Annotated in this window: 15 protein-coding genes; 2 read left to right on the top strand and 13 right to left on the bottom strand. The window is 34.8% G+C overall.

The window, feature by feature from the left end:
- Positions 1 to 452: 452 nt before the first annotated feature.
- The 7 genes from ACRD64_RS05305 to ACRD64_RS05275 form a co-directional block, all read right to left on the bottom strand.
- A complete protein-coding gene (locus ACRD64_RS05305) occupies positions 453 to 1,145 on the bottom strand; it encodes a hypothetical protein (protein ID WP_430932188.1) in 693 nt (230 codons plus the stop codon).
- 45 nt (positions 1,146 to 1,190) lie between these two features.
- Positions 1,191 to 1,649: a nucleotide exchange factor GrpE gene (gene grpE / locus ACRD64_RS05300; RefSeq protein ID WP_430932187.1), complete on the bottom strand. Its 459-nt coding sequence runs from the start codon at positions 1,647 to 1,649 to the stop codon at positions 1,191 to 1,193.
- A gap of 2 nt (positions 1,650 to 1,651) precedes the next feature.
- On the bottom strand, positions 1,652 to 1,939 hold the full coding sequence (locus ACRD64_RS05295) for a hypothetical protein (RefSeq protein WP_430932186.1): 288 nt from the start codon (positions 1,937 to 1,939) through the stop codon (positions 1,652 to 1,654).
- A gap of 2 nt (positions 1,940 to 1,941) precedes the next feature.
- Positions 1,942 to 5,496, bottom strand: coding sequence for a tetratricopeptide repeat protein (locus ACRD64_RS05290; RefSeq protein ID WP_430932185.1), 3,555 nt, complete (start codon positions 5,494 to 5,496; stop codon positions 1,942 to 1,944).
- A gap of 9 nt (positions 5,497 to 5,505) precedes the next feature.
- The gene (locus ACRD64_RS05285; protein ID WP_430932184.1) at positions 5,506 to 6,033 is read right to left on the bottom strand and encodes a hypothetical protein; all 528 of its coding nucleotides are present in this window, start codon (positions 6,031 to 6,033) and stop codon (positions 5,506 to 5,508) included.
- Positions 6,034 to 6,067: 34 nt separating this feature from the next.
- The gene (locus ACRD64_RS05280) at positions 6,068 to 8,284 is read right to left on the bottom strand and encodes an Hsp70 family protein (protein ID WP_430932183.1); all 2,217 of its coding nucleotides are present in this window, start codon (positions 8,282 to 8,284) and stop codon (positions 6,068 to 6,070) included.
- A gap of 1,370 nt (positions 8,285 to 9,654) precedes the next feature.
- On the bottom strand, positions 9,655 to 10,110 hold the full coding sequence (locus ACRD64_RS05275) for an OsmC family protein (protein WP_430932182.1): 456 nt from the start codon (positions 10,108 to 10,110) through the stop codon (positions 9,655 to 9,657).
- Between the two features lie 171 nt (positions 10,111 to 10,281).
- On the opposite strand from ACRD64_RS05275, the gene ACRD64_RS05270 reads away from it, so the two are divergent.
- On the top strand, positions 10,282 to 10,590 hold the full coding sequence (locus ACRD64_RS05270) for a hypothetical protein (RefSeq protein WP_430932181.1): 309 nt from the start codon (positions 10,282 to 10,284) through the stop codon (positions 10,588 to 10,590).
- A gap of 9 nt (positions 10,591 to 10,599) precedes the next feature.
- Here ACRD64_RS05270 and ACRD64_RS05265 read toward each other — a convergent pair whose 3' ends face one another.
- The gene (locus ACRD64_RS05265; protein WP_430932180.1) at positions 10,600 to 10,797 is read right to left on the bottom strand and encodes a hypothetical protein; all 198 of its coding nucleotides are present in this window, start codon (positions 10,795 to 10,797) and stop codon (positions 10,600 to 10,602) included.
- Positions 10,798 to 11,011: 214 nt separating this feature from the next.
- Here ACRD64_RS05265 and ACRD64_RS05260 point away from each other — a divergent pair, with 214 nt between their 5' ends.
- Complete coding sequence (locus tag ACRD64_RS05260) at positions 11,012 to 11,719, top strand: hypothetical protein (RefSeq protein ID WP_430932179.1); 708 nt, start codon at positions 11,012 to 11,014, stop codon at positions 11,717 to 11,719.
- Positions 11,720 to 12,296: 577 nt separating this feature from the next.
- On the opposite strand, the gene ACRD64_RS05255 is transcribed toward ACRD64_RS05260, so the two are convergent.
- Genes ACRD64_RS05255 through ACRD64_RS05235 form a run of 5 tightly spaced genes read right to left on the bottom strand, consistent with a single transcriptional unit; the run spans position 12,297 to position 16,582 of the window.
- Positions 12,297 to 12,950: a hypothetical protein gene (locus tag ACRD64_RS05255; RefSeq protein WP_430932178.1), complete on the bottom strand. Its 654-nt coding sequence runs from the start codon at positions 12,948 to 12,950 to the stop codon at positions 12,297 to 12,299.
- Positions 12,947 to 13,174 (bottom strand): hypothetical protein, encoded by a 228-nt coding sequence (locus ACRD64_RS05250; RefSeq protein ID WP_430932177.1) that lies wholly within the window; start codon positions 13,172 to 13,174, stop codon positions 12,947 to 12,949. The genes ACRD64_RS05255 and ACRD64_RS05250 overlap by 4 nt, the downstream gene beginning before the upstream one ends.
- Positions 13,161 to 14,681: an N-6 DNA methylase gene (locus tag ACRD64_RS05245; protein ID WP_430932176.1), complete on the bottom strand. Its 1,521-nt coding sequence runs from the start codon at positions 14,679 to 14,681 to the stop codon at positions 13,161 to 13,163. The genes ACRD64_RS05250 and ACRD64_RS05245 overlap by 14 nt, the downstream gene beginning before the upstream one ends.
- 25 nt (positions 14,682 to 14,706) lie before the next feature.
- Positions 14,707 to 15,294, bottom strand: coding sequence for a transposase (locus tag ACRD64_RS05240; RefSeq protein WP_430932175.1), 588 nt, complete (start codon positions 15,292 to 15,294; stop codon positions 14,707 to 14,709).
- A gap of 13 nt (positions 15,295 to 15,307) precedes the next feature.
- Positions 15,308 to 16,582 carry a restriction endonuclease subunit S gene (locus tag ACRD64_RS05235; protein ID WP_430932174.1) on the bottom strand — a complete coding sequence of 425 codons (1,275 nt, stop codon included), beginning with the start codon at positions 16,580 to 16,582 and terminating at the stop codon, positions 15,308 to 15,310.
- Positions 16,583 to 16,630: the final 48 nt, after the last annotated feature.

Genomic DNA, 16,630 nt, shown 5'->3' with positions numbered 1-16,630 from the left:
ATCAGTGTCAAATTAGTAGTTAATCCCACTAATTAACTTAAACCTAAATCCAAGGGGTCAACATGCTCCGCTTTTTTGAAAGCAGCTGTTGCTGACGGGGTCAATATGCTCCGTTTTTTTTGCTCCCGGAGCAACTTTATTCCTCGAAAAACATTTTAAGGGGGTCAACATCCGCCGGAATGTCATGCTAAAACACAACCTTAACCAACGTTTGGGAAGGGGGTCAACATGCTCCGGAATATCCATAGAGACCTTCTAGGGTTGAAAACTCAATTTCTTTGTGCGTTTGAGCATGTAAGCCAATGGTCATACATAGAGTTACTAATAGTAGTAATAAATTATTCATGTTTTTGAATTTCATTAAGTATCCGAAACTGTAACATAACCGAATATATATTCAAGAAGTTATGCTTGTAGTTAAATTTTCTATTTGTACATAACGAAACTATTGGTTAATCGTAATGTATTTTCAAATGTCTGTTTGGCAATTCTAGAATGAAATGTTCAATTTCATCATATGTATCAAGATGAAGTTCAAATAGATAATCTGGATCTGCTCCTGTGTAATTCAAAACTCCGTTTTGTGAACTAACTAAATGCGCTTTTTTTGCTGAAAGTGTTGGTTCTATACTAATAATAACCTCTGACCGGTCGTTAAAAAAATTCACATTGACATTTCTTTCAACATCTGACTCACTTACCTTAAAACCTTGCTCAAAACGCTCATGACGTTGGGAATAAAAAATACAAGGTTCTGAAGTAACGTTGTCAATTGCCGTCCCATGCTTTTTCAAAAAATAGTCCCTTAAATAATCCCACATTTCTGCCCATGAAATATTGGAATAAATACTATTAAAGGCAGCTTTTCTCTCTGCCTCACCATACTGATGGGGAAAAAGTTTAGATGCTGCATTAATAAATGATAGCGCATAGGGTTGAAAGGTCATGTTTTTCATTATCACAGAATTGATTTGATTAATATCATGCACTGACTTCAAATCTTCTCTATGATTTTCAATAATGTATTTACATGCTTGATTGATAACTTCTGCCTCAATTTCTTCAGTTGTAAAATTACCTTGTCTTTTTTGAAGATTTGAGAAAGATTCACTTAAAACATTGCTTGCTTTCTGATTAAGATTCATGATATATCAACGAGTTAACTAAACAACTTAATTCCTAATTAAAAATTATTCGTTCTTAACTAGAATAATTTCTGCCTGTCTTAAAATATTACCACCTATTTTATAGCCTTTCTTGAGCACCTCAGCGATATAATCATTTCTATTGGATTCATCCTTTACTGTATCAACAATCATTACTACTGAACTATCAATTTCAAAGTGCTTTAGCTCAACCTCAGAAACATCATTATCATTTAAAACATTCAACATTCTCTTTTTAACAATTGCGAAATTTTTAATAATCTTTTTAGCATCAGCCTCTTCATGCTTTTTATGTAAATTTTCCTCTTTACGTTCAAAAGCATCTACCATCTCAATAACGCTTATTAGAAATTTCCTTTTCTCCTCATCTTTTTCACGCTGGAGAGTTTTTATTTCATTTCTATGTGCTAAAAGTTGTTTCTCGTTCTCTAAGTTTAAATCAACTAATTGATTTAATTGATTGATTTTATTTTCATTACTCATATTTATAAAGAATCAAAGGCATTATTATCAATTGGGTCTAAACTATTTTCGATTTCAAGCGAATTAATTTTATTCATTTTAACTCGTTTGCTAGTAATCTTTCTTGGAAAAAGAAAATCGGCCATTAATCGTTTTTCAGGGCTTAATAGCATTTTTTTATACTCCATTAATTCCTGAGGTTTAATTTCTTTTGTCTTGATAATCTCACGCTGCTTTATAATAGCTGCTTTCTGTATTTCTTGTTTAGTCGCATTTGGGCTTATTCCCAATACTATGTATGGATTTTTCATTGTTACGCTGCATTTTTTAAAGCTATTATTATTCTGGCCATTCTTATTCCCTCCGGTTGATAACCGTATGTATTGCCGTTTTCAACATCAGAGATAAGTGAATGGAATTGATAATTCGTAATACCAATTTCACTTATTACATTGTTATAAATACGGTTTAGGGTATTTAATATTCGTCGATTTCTTAATCTCTTTATTCTTCGAATATAAGATTCAAACTTACTCTGAGTAATATCCCCTTGAAAAGCTTCTTGAAATACTGCATTGAATAGAGGTTCCATATTTTCGTACGATATATTGGTAACCGCTATTTCCATACCATCGAGAAATGTATTAAACGCTCGCTCTAAATCCCACTTTGATTCATTAATATTTTTAATTGCATGTTGCATTTTTACATTGGCTTTTAATTCCTTATAGCAACTTTTACCGGGATATTTAGATTCTATTTCTTTAAAAAATTTCTCTATTTGATAATTCTTAACAACCATACCCGGTAATAAAAACTCTGCTATATCATCATGAGCAGGATATTTATCCAAGTACCTAAAAATTTCTTTGCTATCGTTTTGAGAAATTTTCCCACCTTTTTCTACCACAGATTGCAACAAAAATGTAGCAATGAATTGAAGTGCATTTCTTTTAGCTTGTTCATCCTCTTCCCATTTTAAAACCTTATTTAGATAGGTTAGAGCCTTTGTGCCATTAATTTCATTATTGTTATGAAATTTCACAACCAGTCTATTAGTATAATCAGCAAATGAATATGCAAGTTTTTTACTTTTCGGTAATACTGAAAATAGTTGGTATGTATTATCCCATAACTGTTCGCTGTATTGATGCTTTTCTTTATGTGAAGTAAAAATGTTAATGATTTGTTTTTCTAAATTAGTCGCCATTACTGGAAACTTATTATAAGGCATCTTAGCTGTTTTAATCTTGTCATTCTTTGTTGGTTTTAGATTTCTATAAGCATCCAATAACGATTCTTCCCCTTTTGAAATTTTCAAGAAATCCTTTATCAATTCGGGTTTATAGCCACTGTTCACATACTTAGAAGCTACATTTAGTAAATTGAGCTCATTATTATCTTCATTGTATAGTGCTATCAAATTATCAACAATCGGTTTATTAAGACTATATGCATGTGTAAAGTAAGGTGCAGCTATATAGTTATTATTAAAGGTATTTTTTCGCTTTATCAATTCTGTGATTGCTTCTGCTTCCTCTTTATAAAACTCTTTAATTTTATCATCACTATAAGCAGAAATCTCCTTTTCAAAACTTTTCACTAAAGCTGTTTGACTTTCTTTTATAGAGATTGCATTAGTTGTGCCAGACACTGATATGTTTTCTACACCATCTAATAAACTTTTATCACTTAGCCAGCCTATTGTTCCCTCAATCGTAAATTGGTGCTCATCATCCCAAGAGGTATTTTCAAGAGAGCTAATCATTAAGTCATCTAAATATACACTTGATAACCAAGTAGAAATTATTTCCTTATAGTGCTTAGTGTTTAATTGGCCATTCGCAACAAGCTGAAAACAGCAAATAGCAACATTGTTTAATAAACTGTGTTTCCTAAAGTATTGTATATCTTCTTTCTTAATTAAATTGAAAATAAAGGTATAGTCACCTTCATGAATCCCAGTATTAACAAGTTCCTTAAATAATTTTGATTTAAGGTTGCCTAAATTTTTATTCAGAAACTTAATTTCAATTCCTTCTAGAATAGGCATTTCTAAAATGGTATCTATTTCTGTAAGAACCTTTTGATAATACTCTTCAAATTTTGCATAAACCTCCTTCATTTCTTCATACGAAAAATCATTTCGTAAAATACTATTCAAGGTTTCAATTTTATCCGATATAACTTTGTGATAGAATAGGTTAATCTCATTAATTAGTTTATCTAAAGCTTGTTGAGTTCTATAATCTGGAAATAACTTTGGAAGATATTTTGCTACAGTCTCAAATTCCCCTTTCTGGTAGTTTTGAACCAACCATCTATATTTTAAATCATCAGTCAATGCTTCTGTTACATCATTGATTGATGTAGCATTAATTTCTTCAATAGTGACTTCTTGATTCAGTTTAATTTTAACAATTAGTTTACGACAGTTAATATCTGCTGCGACTTTATGCTTAGGATAAAAACTTAATATTAAATCATACAGCTCAATGCTTTCGTTATACTTAAATTCTTTTTCAAGTAATTTGGCAAAAGCATATATTTCTGATTTTAATTTAGTCAGCTTCTTTTTTGCTTTAGGTAAATCATCTTTCAACGCCGAATAAATTGGCAGACATTCTGTGAAGTTTTTTTCTTCATAATAACTCTCCGCACGCAAGTATTCGACCTCTCTTTCGCAGTCACTTTTTAAGCTCAAGGCCTTAGGTAGTTCATTGACAATTGAATCAATGATTCTGAGCGCTTCTCCGAATTTGTTTTCGTTAAAGCAATTTAATGCATTTTCAAACTTAATCTCATCATTTGTTTTGACCAACCATAATTCTGCCTCTTGATGTTTACACTCTGTAAAAGTATTTAGAGCGTTTTGAAGTTCCCCCTGTTCGAAATGCCTAATCCCTTTTAATAATTCAATTTCGTTATTAGTTTTTTCCAGCCAACTTGAAGCTTTAGCGTGAACCTCCAGAAGTGACTTAAATACTTTTGCAGCTTCATTATAATCCTTATTGTCAAAATGATTTACTCCTTTTATAAAGTCTAATTCCACTTGACAATTGGCAATAGCCAAATTAGCCGCTTCGTATTTGTGACTATCTTCGGTGATTTCTCTAAAAGAGTCTTGTGCTTTCAGAAATTCTTTTTCTTTAAATTGAACAGAGCCATTTTCAAAAATAACTTCATCAGTGGATTTTCTTAACCACCCTTTAAGTTCTTCTTTTTCAATCGATTTTTTAAAACAAGCTAGTGCATCTGTAAACTGCTTGTTTTGATAATATTCAATTCCCTCCAAATATGCTATTTCACCTTTTGCATTATCCAACATGGATTTTCTTTCAGGAAAGGCACTAACAATTTGTTCCGCAAGTTCCTGACAACTTCTATACCCATCAATTGTATCTAATTGATAAAGCTCGTTGTAGGATTCTATATTGATATGAGCCTGTGATTTTTGATATAAGCTTTGCGCAGGTTCACAAGGGAAATTGTCAATAATGCTAATTACAGTTTTATAATCATCTTGTTCATAGAAAGGAAGTGCTTGTTGGTACAGTATGTGAGCTTTAGCTTTATCAGAGCACGATTTAGCATTTTTCTCACTTGATTTATCAAATGAGAGAATAGCTGCTTCATATTGCTTATTCTCAAATTGAGTTTCACCAATAGCAAAGTATGTTTTACTCAACCAAGCTAGTGCTTTATCGTATTTTTTTTCTTTTAATTCAGTAAAAATACTTAATGCATCATCATACCTTTTTGAATTGAAAAGACTTATTCCTTTTTTTAATATTCTGTAGTTTGCTGATAATATCCAACCTAACACTCCTAAGAAGGCTATTAATGATATAATTATAAAAACTGTCATTGATGCATATTATTTAATAATTTCTATTGACTCTCCTTTAATGATGAAATCGGTATCAAGTATGCCGTTTTTTTCGATAATTAGCTTTTTACGCTCCTCAAATGGCATTTCAGATTGTATGCCTTTTATAAGCTCATTGAATGTATCTCCGGATTTAATTTTCACAGTTACCCATTGCAGCTTCTCTTTTTGTATTCGTTCTGCTTCAAGTTCTTGCTTTAAGTCCTTATTCTTTGTTTCTTGAGATGTTAACTGCTGATTCAGCAAGTCTTTTTCACGATGTAATGCGATCATCATTTCATCCTTATTTTTTATTTTGAAGTGCTGATGTATTCCTAAATAGGAAATCATTACAACTAAAATGAAAAATGCAGCATAAACATATATTTTCCTAGTTTTAACCGCTTTTGGATTCTTTAATTCTTCTTTATCCGAACTCTCTTCTTGGTTCGTAATTAGTAGATTTAATAGGTTATAACTTCTTAAATCAGCTTCACATTGAGGGCAGGTCTCAACCCCCTTGGTTAGACCTGCCATATTGCATATTGGACAATTCATTTACAAAAACAAATTAGTTACCTATTTCTGTTCCTGCGCCAGTAACTTCATTTACTGTTGCACCATACTGCTCAGCTAATTCTGAACCTTCATCTATGTATGCTCTCGCTTCTGCGAAATTATTTTGCTCAAATGCATCCTGAGCCAAGTGAAATAAATTTGCGATTCGTTTAGAAACCTCAGGATTTGAATCCCTTAGGTTATCTGCTGAAAGATTTAATACATAATGTGTCAAAAATAACCCATGGTTATTAATGAACTCATTAATATCAATCATCATATCTGCTTCAATAGATGGCGTGTTGCTAGAACTTATTTCTGCAATCATTCTTTTTATATTTGCCAATGCATGTGGCTCAATGAACCTTTGATATTCATTAATGATTATCGTTGCCAACAAAATAGTATAATTCTCCTCAGACATGTTTTCATTTTGCTGGAGACTTGTTTTAGCTTTAGATACATCTGTTATAATTTCATCCCATAACATATGGTCATCATCAATAGTACCTGCATCATTAATCTTCGATATTGATTTATGTATATCAGTCATAAATCCTTCACGCTTTGCCTCCTGAAAACCATCAGAGTTCAGCAGTTCAAACGCTTTTTCTATCTCTAAAAATGCTTTACTATCCTTATTACCACGCGATAATGTGATTTTTTTACTTTTACCTAGCACCGTGGCTGTAATATCAAAATTCTCATTACCATCGATTTTAAAGTCAAATACCACTTCACTACCTTTTGGCAGATCATCCCGGTCAAGTGTTACATAACCTTGTGTCTCCAGCTTGTATTTACCATTTTCAATATCACAGAATATTTTAAGGTGCATGAATTGCTGGTTTTCATATACAGTCTTATAGGTTTTTGTTTCCTCCAAAGGTGTCGGCATTCGCTCTTCAATGATGTTGTCCAGTGATGTATTGCCGTCACTATCTGTTATCTCTATGAAATAATTGTGATTGGTCGCCGTGTAAACCATTACATCACCTTCTGCCACTTCAACATTTTCAGTATCTTCAATAGCCCCATAAGATTTTGCTAATTTCGCTGCACCTTCAGCAATAGCCAACATTGGTTTTTTACCAACCTTTACTTTTTCTGCCAAAAAACGCTCTCTCATCATATTTTGTAAAAGTGGAATAGAAGAGGTCCCCCCAACCATGAGAAAATAATCAATCATGTTTTCTTCATAGTCCATTTTCGCTAGCAGTTCTTCAATAAGCTGAATACTTCTTTCTCCAATAGGCTTAATAACTTCCTCAAAATCTGATCGACTAACATTAATGTCAATATCAATGTCATCACCATCTTCATCTTCAAGAGTGCCATCTATAAATATATTTGCTGAAGTAGAGGCAGAAAGGGTTTTTTTAGCTTTATCAACTTCGCTTCTTAGTTGATCTTTAAATTTATATTTCTTTTTTAGAGGAAGGTTTTCTATCATACTATTTATGTCCTCTATGTCATACTCTTCACTTACCTTACTAAGCACATAGTCCATTAACTTACGGTCTATGTCATCACCTCCTAACCAACGGTCACCTCCTGTACCTTCTTCTAGAATTGAATCACCAGTAATAGATAGTACTGAAATATCAAAGGTTCCACCACCAAAATCATAAACTAATACTGTTTTACTATCGTCCTTGTTTATTTCCTCTTCTCCATATGCAATTGCAGCAGCCGAAGGTTCTGCTAATAGTTTTATTACTTTTAGACCAGCTAACTCTGCAGCTTGTTTGGTGGCTGCCTTTTGCTTTTCAGTGAAGTAGGCTGGTACAGTAATAACTGCATGAGTTACTTGACCAACTTTATTTTCTGCATCTTTCTTAACTTTCTTTAGAATTTCTGCAGATACTTGCTGAGGCGTATATTGTTTTTCATCAATATTAATGGCTACAGCATCATTTGTACCTTGCCTTAGAGGTTCTATTTTAAATTGGTAATAATCTTTATGATTAAGCATGCTTTGAACCATATCATCTTCGATACTTCCACCCATTAATCTTTTCACCGATAGAACTGTATTTACGGGAAACCTTTTTAACTGATTTAGCGCTGATGTCCCAACTTTAATATCTCCATTGGTGTATGATACACATGAACGTGTTAAATCCTCATTTTCTGAATTTTGAAGAATTTCTGTGTTGTCTATCGTAATTGCAAAAACTGTATTTGTTGTTCCTAAATCAATTCCTATTACTTTGCCTTGTTTGCTCATATTAATATATTTTTAGAACGAGATATTAAATCCCTGATAATTTATTTAATAATATTTTTTATAACAATTAAAATTCTTAGTTATACCCGTACCCATTATAACTAGTCCACTCTTTAAGCTTTCTACATTTTTTGATATTACCTTTAATAAGGAAATCAATAGATGATAAATATCGATGATGTCAATAAAAAAAATGGATATATGAAAGGCTTCGCCAAGCAGATTAATTTTATATTTAATCTAGTAGTAGCTATATTATCCTTTTATCAAAAGATTTAGGATTAGCTCGAACTTAAAAAATGTGATGCTTTGATTTGCAAATCATTAGAACGTATACAAATACAAATAAGAAAATTGAAGGTAAAATATGAATAGTTTAGTTGTTTGGCTTTCATTTAGTGTCGTTCTCAGGTTTTGTTATTATAATATTTTGCGTGTAGTGTTGGTTTTATTTATTCGAATGTACGAATATTTGTCATAAAAGTTTATAAAAATGCTAATAAAAAACATTTATCCTACTTCTTTCATATATTAACTTTCATATAATTAAGAGCTTATTCTGTTTAGAAAAGGGACGTATAAAAACAATATTAATACCTAATTTCCTTCGATGCCTCTAAACCCCGATAACTTCAGATAGAATTGTTTTGGATTACAGGTATACTTTTCACTTGTAAAATTACTAACACCCAGATCCCGCTTTTTCAGATGAAAGAAGGGAAGTGCAATAGTGGGAAATGATTGGTCTTAACCAACAAAATCTATGTTTACTGCATACGCACACTCGACTCGTCTGATGGTATAATCTATTGGCTCACGATGGCAGCATGCTCAAACATATCAATCACAGCCAATAATAGTATTGGCTTATGAGGAGCTGGACCGTATCTAGTCACTCTTACTTAAGGTGGATTGTGGTAGTGGTGGTCGGTATTATTTATACATCACAATCATTCTTAACTAAAAAATATACTTTTCCCATACTATTGAATTAGGATGCGAAGGTAAAAAAAATCAGGGTATGACTTTTAAAAATCATACCCTAATGCTCTGCAATTATATTGAACTAGTTGAAATATACTTTTCCACAAATGCATCTGTACACCTTTAAATATAAACTTTATGTGAAGAATAACTTTTTAACGATTTGGTTCGGCATCAATATATTTAATTCTAATGGGACAACAAAAAAGGTTGAAATCTTACGGTTTCAACCTTTTTTTTTAACAAACATCCGCTTTAATCTAATAATAGCCGGAATATATCTTTGTTGTTTTTCTTCCTTTTTGCCGGGTAGCTTGGGGAATAATGATAAAGCCTTACTGTACGCAGGCTATAAAAAACAGGCTACAGTTTAGCTTGCGGTCCGGTTAAGACAAACTTTTCTTGTATTGCTTTAGTTTAACTTCGATAGGTGTTATATTTTTAAGGTTGTCAGAAACGGGGCAACGGTCGCAAACGGCTTCCTTCCATTTTTCCAAGGTAGCATCATCCGCATCGCAATCAGGGATCATGGTCAACTCAATGGATTTGTATCCGGCCCTCTCTTCAAACGACTGTCCAAACAAACGAGCCGGATTCAGCGTTCCCGCAAGTTTAATTTCCATGCCGCGCAACTCAAAACCAAGTTCTTTGGCTACAATGTGTGCCATCACATTAATACAGCCAGAATAAGCAGCCAGAACATATTCAACAGGATTTGCACCTTCGTCGGTGCCTCCCAGGTTAGCCGGTTCATCAATGATCATTTCAAAACCTCTTGCTTTTACAACTGTTTTGGTGGCATTTTCACTATGCGCATGTACTCTAAATTTTATATCTGCCATTGTATTAAATTTTAATTATTAAGCTGTATAAATATTGTTAATTATATGCACTTATCAAAGGATTTTGGCGTCAAATTTTGATTCATGCATAAATTTGTATTTGGCTTGATGTAATCGTCGCCGCGACTCACATCATTTATAAACCCGCAATATTGCAACTTTTTTCAGGGGTTGGAATATTATTATAGCTATCGGGACTATCTTTTTGTGCATGCCGGGTTTGATGACCAAAGCACAAATCCCTTGAACGAGAAACATCAGATGCTGTGGACAAGAAAGGGAAACTACACCAATCCGATCTTTCAGGGAAAAACCATTATTCATGGACATACGCCAATTACTTTCAACACTTGCAAATGGACCATAGAAAAAGGGGCACAAGTGATCAATTTAGATACAGGCTGTGTGTATAAGGATAGACCGGGCTGTGGTAAACTAACCGCTTTGGATATCGTCTCAAGAATCATTTATACGGTGTGATCGCCATTTTTATGCAATCACTTTTTCCATTTCCTCTCTCCACCTAGTAAAGTCCCCTTTCTTGTAATTGTGGTAAGCACGCGTAAAATTTGATTCTTTTATCGAAGCATCAACCTGTACAAGGCCATCTTCGAAAGACAAGTTCGTTGCAGAATATTCATTAAGCGATGAATTGCGATAGACTTTTATCAAAGGCCATGATGCCATTGAAAAATAGAATAAAAGACCTGATTAATCGGAAAACCAATCATTATAGAGCTATATTATTTGTTTTGTTCATAATAATATAGTATATTATCCATTCATTTTTAACAAACAGATAACCCAAAGGCCGGTTCTCCACCGGTTGAGTTTTGACGAACAGTTCCGGCAGAGGCAGGCCCAAGGTTATCTGCAGTATAAACCTCTAAAATATAAAATTATGTCGAAAAATTCGTATGACGCAATTTTACCGGAAGCACAAGTTGTTACCGATGAGAGATTAAAAAAACCTTACATGCCCATAGGCATTTACCTGCAAGAAGCTGAAGACCTGTATGTATGGGCCAGCAAAGACAAAGATGATTTAATACAAGCTGGTCTTACTGAGCGTATCTTTGAGAAACTTCAGTCAGCCACCGATGCATGCAGGTATGCCCAAAGCCTGTGGATGACGGAATTACAGGCCCGAAAAGATGCCGAAGAACGATGGGCCAATGAGGCACGCCTGGCTTTTGACCTGCGAGACCGCTTGCTTCACACCTTCCGCTATGCTTACCGCAAAAACGAAAATGCTTTGCAAGTAGTAGCTGATATTGCAGAAGACGCTGGCAATGCAGATATGATACAGGATTTAAGCGATGAGGCCGCACTGGCCCGTAAATATCCGGATGAGTTAACAGCCATTCATTTTGATGCCTCATTAATTGAAACCGCCGATACTTTAAGCGGTGAAATGGCCGACCTGCGTGCCCTGGCCAATGGTGAAAAAAGGGAATCCAATGAAACCCTCACCATCCGAAACCAAATGTACACCTTGCTGAAAGAAATGGTGGATGAAATCAGGGATTGCGGTAAATACCTGTTCTGGCGCGATGAAAAACGCATACAAGGGTATATCAGTAAGTACAATCGAGACAAGAAACATTAAAATAGCTTTCGACTAAAAAGTTATTATATCTCACAAAGTAAACTTTAAATTCTTCCCTCGGTCTTGAAACCGGGGGAAAGTACTTTGCCGCAGCAAAGGGATGGCCCCTATGATTATCCTCCCTGTTTTTTGGTTTTCCCTCCCAACATGAGTCCTGCCCTCCGTCAAATTTTCCTCACCCTCCCTCTGTTAACCATTATCCTCCCGGCGATATACCATGTCCTCCCATAGAAACCCCCCGTCCTCCCTGGGGAGGACAGCATAAAAAAGTCGGAGGATGCTTTGTTTTATAAGGAGGAAAGCATGAATAACTTTTAGAACCATGCCAACTATCCACAGGACCTATTAAAATGCCAAAGGAAGCTTTCATATCTCCACAGGGTGATGTCAGGTTCATCAGGATTACCCCAGACTTATCAGGACTTCCTCTTAAGGTTTGGTGCAAATCAGATATATCTTCCAGAAACTTTAGATAGTTGTGAGTATTTATCTTAAAGCAAAACGTAGTATCCTGCCAGATTACTCACAAAGATGTATGATAATCTTTCAAGGATGATTTTCCTTATTTCGAAAGAGACTAAATACTTATACGTATAAAAACTCTATTTATCTTACCATTCTGCTCTACTCTATGAACAATAACATTAATAGTGCCTTTTGCTCTTTTAAACACACGACAGTGTATTTTCTTTACGTACCCTATGAACTCTCCTTCTTTAAATAGCTTTACAGCATCATTGTCTTGGTCGTTTGTTGGTTCCAATTGATAAGTTAGCTCATCGCCGCATTTTAGCGAGTTTGGTTGTAACTCTAACTTTGACAACCCTGCAATCTCTGAAATAAATGATAATCCTTTCTTTGGATTGAAATCAGCCAAAAATTCAAAGCTATCCGTAGGTAGTAAACCTTGTGTATAAGCCAACATATAAAAATTATCGTCTTTATACTTTTTATCTATCTGCCAAAAAGTGTAAAAATCGTCTATATCGTTACGTTCAGAACGCATGATACGCTGACCAAAAATATTGATAACGTTTTCTGAATATTCTTTGGTAGTATCAGGAAAACCTTCATAGCAAGTAAAGCCAAACTTTTTAGCTTCTTCTACACCTTCAGCAATATAATTAAAGCGAGTTCCTTCAGTCACATTATTTTTAATAACGCCAACGATGATTCTTCGACTCCCTTTACCTTTACGCCAAGCTAAGTATATGTTGCTAATTGCTTTCACTTTAGTTCCATTAATTTTTGAAACCGCAAAGATACTATTTCAGACCAAAACTCTGTTGGATAACGAATTTCTCCCGTATCCAACTCTTTTGAACCTTTAAAGAAAAACTCTTTATTTGTGTCGGGATGTAGAGCTATTTTTTTACTACGCGTACCTCCAGTGTTTTGGTAAATATTAATTTGCCAATCAGAAATATCAGTATATGTAGTTTTAAATTTCTCCATTAATTGTTTCCATTATACCCTTAAAACTGCTTAATCCCGATTCTAAGTTTTCAATAATCTCACCAGCCAAAATATCGGGATCAGGTAGGTTATCCAAATCGGTAAGGCTTTTGTCTTTGAGCCAGAAGATATCCAAGTTGGTTTTATCTCTTGCCAAAATTTCTTCATAGGCATATTTGCGCCAACGACCATCTGGATTTTCTTCGCTCCAAGTCTCTGTGCGTTTGTGTCTATTGTCAGGATTATACAGCTTAACAAAGTCGGCTAAATCAGTCGTAGTCATTTGCTTTTTCTTAAGCGTATGATGTATGTTGGTACGGTAATCATAAATCCACACTTCTTTGGTTTGTGCTTCTTTACTGGCTGGTTTATTATCGAAGAACAATACATTTGCTTTTACGCCATGCGCATAGAATAATCCAGTCGGTAAGCGTAAAATAGTATGTAAATCGGTAGTCAACATTAATTGCTTACGGACTTCTTCGCCTGCGCCACCTTCAAACAATACATTATCAGGTAAAACAACTGCTGCTTCACCAGTAATTTTTAATTGTGTTTTTATGTGCTGTAAAAAGTTCAACTGTTTGTTGGAAGTTGTTTCCCAAAAATCCTGACGGTTATAACTTAAATCTTCTTTTTCGGCTTCGCCCTGCTCGTTGGTAATGGTCATGCTACTTTTTTTACCGAAAGGCGGATTAGCCAATACATAATCGTAGCGACTGCCATCGTCAGAAACCAACGCATCATTTGAAGAAATAAAGCTCATACCATCTATCTCGCCAATGTTGTGCAAATACATATTCATTAAACACATACGGCGTGTATTGGCAACAATCTCATTTCCATGGAAAGTATCATTTTTCAGGAACTCCTTTTCTTCTCGGTCGAGTTGGTTGTTGGCTACAATCCAATCATAAGCAGCTAAAAAGAAACCCCCTGTGCCACATGCAGGGTCGGCAATGGTTTTTAATGGCTTTGGTTGTACGCAAGCCACCATGGTTTTAATTAAAGCACGAGGCGTAAAATATTGCCCTGCGCCCGACTTAGTATCCTCAGCGTTCTTTTCCAATAAACCTTCGTAAATCTTGCCTTTAATGTCGGCACCCATCATCGACCATTGCTCCTCGTCTATCATGTTGATGACACGCGATAGTTTTGCAGGGTCTTGTATCTTGTTTTGGCTCTTGGTAAATATTTGCCCCAACATTCCTTTTTCGGTGCTTAAACTACGAAGCAATTGCGAGTAGAACGATTCTAATTCTGCACCACGTTTGCTCGATAGGGTTTCCCAGTCGCAAATCTCACCGTCTTTTATTTCATTGCCTTCCACATCCTTTAAGCGGGGAAACTGCAAACCTTTATTGTATGGTGGTTTGTTTAATTCATCTGCCATTTTTAAGAATAACAGATACGTGATTTGCTCCAGGTAATCGCCATAACCTACGCCATCGTCACGAAGCACACCAGCGAGGTTCCATATTTTTGATATTATTGTTGAGTCTGTCATTATTTCTTTTTTTTAGAGACGAATATCAATCCGTCTTTACATTAAATTTATCATTGTTCCATTTTAATGGATTTTCAATGATGTATGATTGTATTTTTTCAAATGATTTATCGTTTCTGATAATGTGGTCGTGAAACCGCGATTGCCATGCAAAATCGGCATGAATTTTACGGGCATTTTTGGTAACCCCAATTTTAAACCCGCGAATAATGGATGCCAGATTTTTTGATTGGGGTCCGAATTGGTTTTTTGCCCCCATATTGTTCGTTGCGGTGGTAGAGACGCAATGCATTGCGTCTCTACGTTCCGTCCCACGTTCCGTATTGTATTCATTTTCGCCAATTGTTATAATGGCATGAAAATGATTGGGCATAACCACGTATGCCCCCATTTGTAAATTCATATCGGCACGCATTTCGAATGTTTTTAACCATTCAATTTTAACAATTTTCCCAATTTCCGAGAATTGCATTTTACCGTCAGAAATATCACCAAAATAACATTCCCTGTTATGTGTGCATATGGTTACAAAATAATGCGCGTTCCATCCGTAATCCCAATTTTGTAATCGGGAAGAGGGGATGCGGTATTTATTTTGAAATTTATCGGTCATTGGTTGGTTTTGTTTATTGTTTGGAGACGCAATGCATTGCGTCTTTACGTTGTTTTATTCGTTCCAATAATAATTGTGCAGGCTCGTAATCAGCCTCTTGTTTGCATTGTGCAATTTCTGCTTCGCTTAACAGTTTGCCCTCAAAGGCTTTTTTAAGGATGCTTTGGCGCAAGGCTTCCGATTTATTTAAGGCTTCGGTAATGTTTTGCTCTACCTTATCGCAAACGGATAAGCGGGATTCTATTTCGCGGACGATTTGGTGTTGTTCATTTCTATCAACATCTGGAATTTGAATTGATTTAAGGTTTTGCAAATTTATGCCTAAAACAGTTGTTCCACTAGATAACTTCACACATTCTCGCTCAATTGATTTAAATAGAAAGAAAATATATCGATTATACATCTCTGCTTTTGGTTTAGCAATTTTTAAATCTTGATTTATTGCAGTATCAATTTTTGTTAATATTGCTTTTCCTGGAGAAATTCTTGTGATGATAATAACTTCTTCTTTTAAAGCTAAGTTAGAAGAGCTTTTCTGTAATCCTTTATTAGTAATATAATCTTGAGTAGATGTTAAATAATCACCTTTAATATCTTTTACAGACGCCCAAGGGATATCACCATTCCAATAATCTTTTTCTTTCTTACTTGGCGTGCCACCACCAACAAAATCAAATAAGTCGCCAACTGTAGTTTCTTTCCATGCCCCCTCAAACGCCTTTTTAAGCACTGCCTGACGGTAAATTTTGAGTTGCGCTTGTGCTTTTTTAAGGTCGGCAATGCCATTGTCTAAATCAGAAAACAGGGTTTCTATTTTAGAGACGATGGCGCGTTGGATGGGGAGGGGGGCGAGGGGGATTTGTAATTTCTTTAAAATCGTCTGACTAATATTTGGCTGTGCTCCACCTGTTCCCTGAGAAACCAATTTAGGGCGCTTAAATAATAGAAAATTATATAAGTAATTTGAGTTTACAGCTTTACTTTGAAAAATACCACATATTGCCTGATTTGTAGAAGCTTCAACCCCCAGAAATGCAAGTTTTCCAATTGTAGCTCCATAGAGAGCAATTAATAAAGTTCCTTTTGGAAATAATTTAGCACTTGATTTTTTAATTGCTTCATCTGATATTTTTTCCTCAGTGTCATAAATTATTCCTTTATCTAATTCCCCTGATTTCACCCACGGGATTATTCCATTATAATAATCCGAATTTCTCCTTGAAGGCGTACCTCCCGAAGTTGTAAAACAGACCTTACCTAGTTCTTCCTCTATCCAATCCTCTCTCATTATGCAGCTAATACCTCGTTCAATTCGTTAATAATTTCGTTCATCTCG

Source organism: Saccharicrinis sp. 156 (assembly GCF_050589685.1).
Taxonomy (GTDB): domain Bacteria; phylum Bacteroidota; class Bacteroidia; order Bacteroidales; family Marinilabiliaceae; genus Saccharicrinis.
This window is presented reverse-complemented; position numbering and strand designations above follow the sequence as displayed.

Excerpts from the sequence above, each read along its gene's own strand:
- grpE (WP_430932187.1), bottom strand. The coding sequence starts at position 1,649 with ATGAGTAATGAAAATAAAATCAATCAATTAAATCAATTAGTTGATTTA.
- ACRD64_RS05235 (WP_430932174.1), bottom strand. The coding sequence starts at position 16,582 with ATGAGAGAGGATTGGATAGAGGAAGAACTAGGTAAGGTCTGTTTTACA.
- ACRD64_RS05280 (WP_430932183.1), bottom strand. The coding sequence starts at position 8,284 with ATGAGCAAACAAGGCAAAGTAATAGGAATTGATTTAGGAACAACAAAT.
- ACRD64_RS05305 (WP_430932188.1), bottom strand. The coding sequence starts at position 1,145 with ATGAATCTTAATCAGAAAGCAAGCAATGTTTTAAGTGAATCTTTCTCA.
- ACRD64_RS05250 (WP_430932177.1), bottom strand. The coding sequence starts at position 13,174 with ATGGAGAAATTTAAAACTACATATACTGATATTTCTGATTGGCAAATT.
- ACRD64_RS05295 (WP_430932186.1), bottom strand. The coding sequence starts at position 1,939 with ATGAAAAATCCATACATAGTATTGGGAATAAGCCCAAATGCGACTAAA.
- ACRD64_RS05265 (WP_430932180.1), bottom strand. The coding sequence starts at position 10,797 with ATGGCATCATGGCCTTTGATAAAAGTCTATCGCAATTCATCGCTTAAT.
- ACRD64_RS05275 (WP_430932182.1), bottom strand. The coding sequence starts at position 10,110 with ATGGCAGATATAAAATTTAGAGTACATGCGCATAGTGAAAATGCCACC.
- ACRD64_RS05240 (WP_430932175.1), bottom strand. The coding sequence starts at position 15,294 with ATGACCGATAAATTTCAAAATAAATACCGCATCCCCTCTTCCCGATTA.
- ACRD64_RS05290 (WP_430932185.1), bottom strand. The coding sequence starts at position 5,496 with ATGACAGTTTTTATAATTATATCATTAATAGCCTTCTTAGGAGTGTTA.
- ACRD64_RS05285 (WP_430932184.1), bottom strand. The coding sequence starts at position 6,033 with ATGGCAGGTCTAACCAAGGGGGTTGAGACCTGCCCTCAATGTGAAGCT.
- ACRD64_RS05260 (WP_430932179.1), top strand. The coding sequence starts at position 11,012 with ATGTCGAAAAATTCGTATGACGCAATTTTACCGGAAGCACAAGTTGTT.
- ACRD64_RS05245 (WP_430932176.1), bottom strand. The coding sequence starts at position 14,681 with ATGACAGACTCAACAATAATATCAAAAATATGGAACCTCGCTGGTGTG.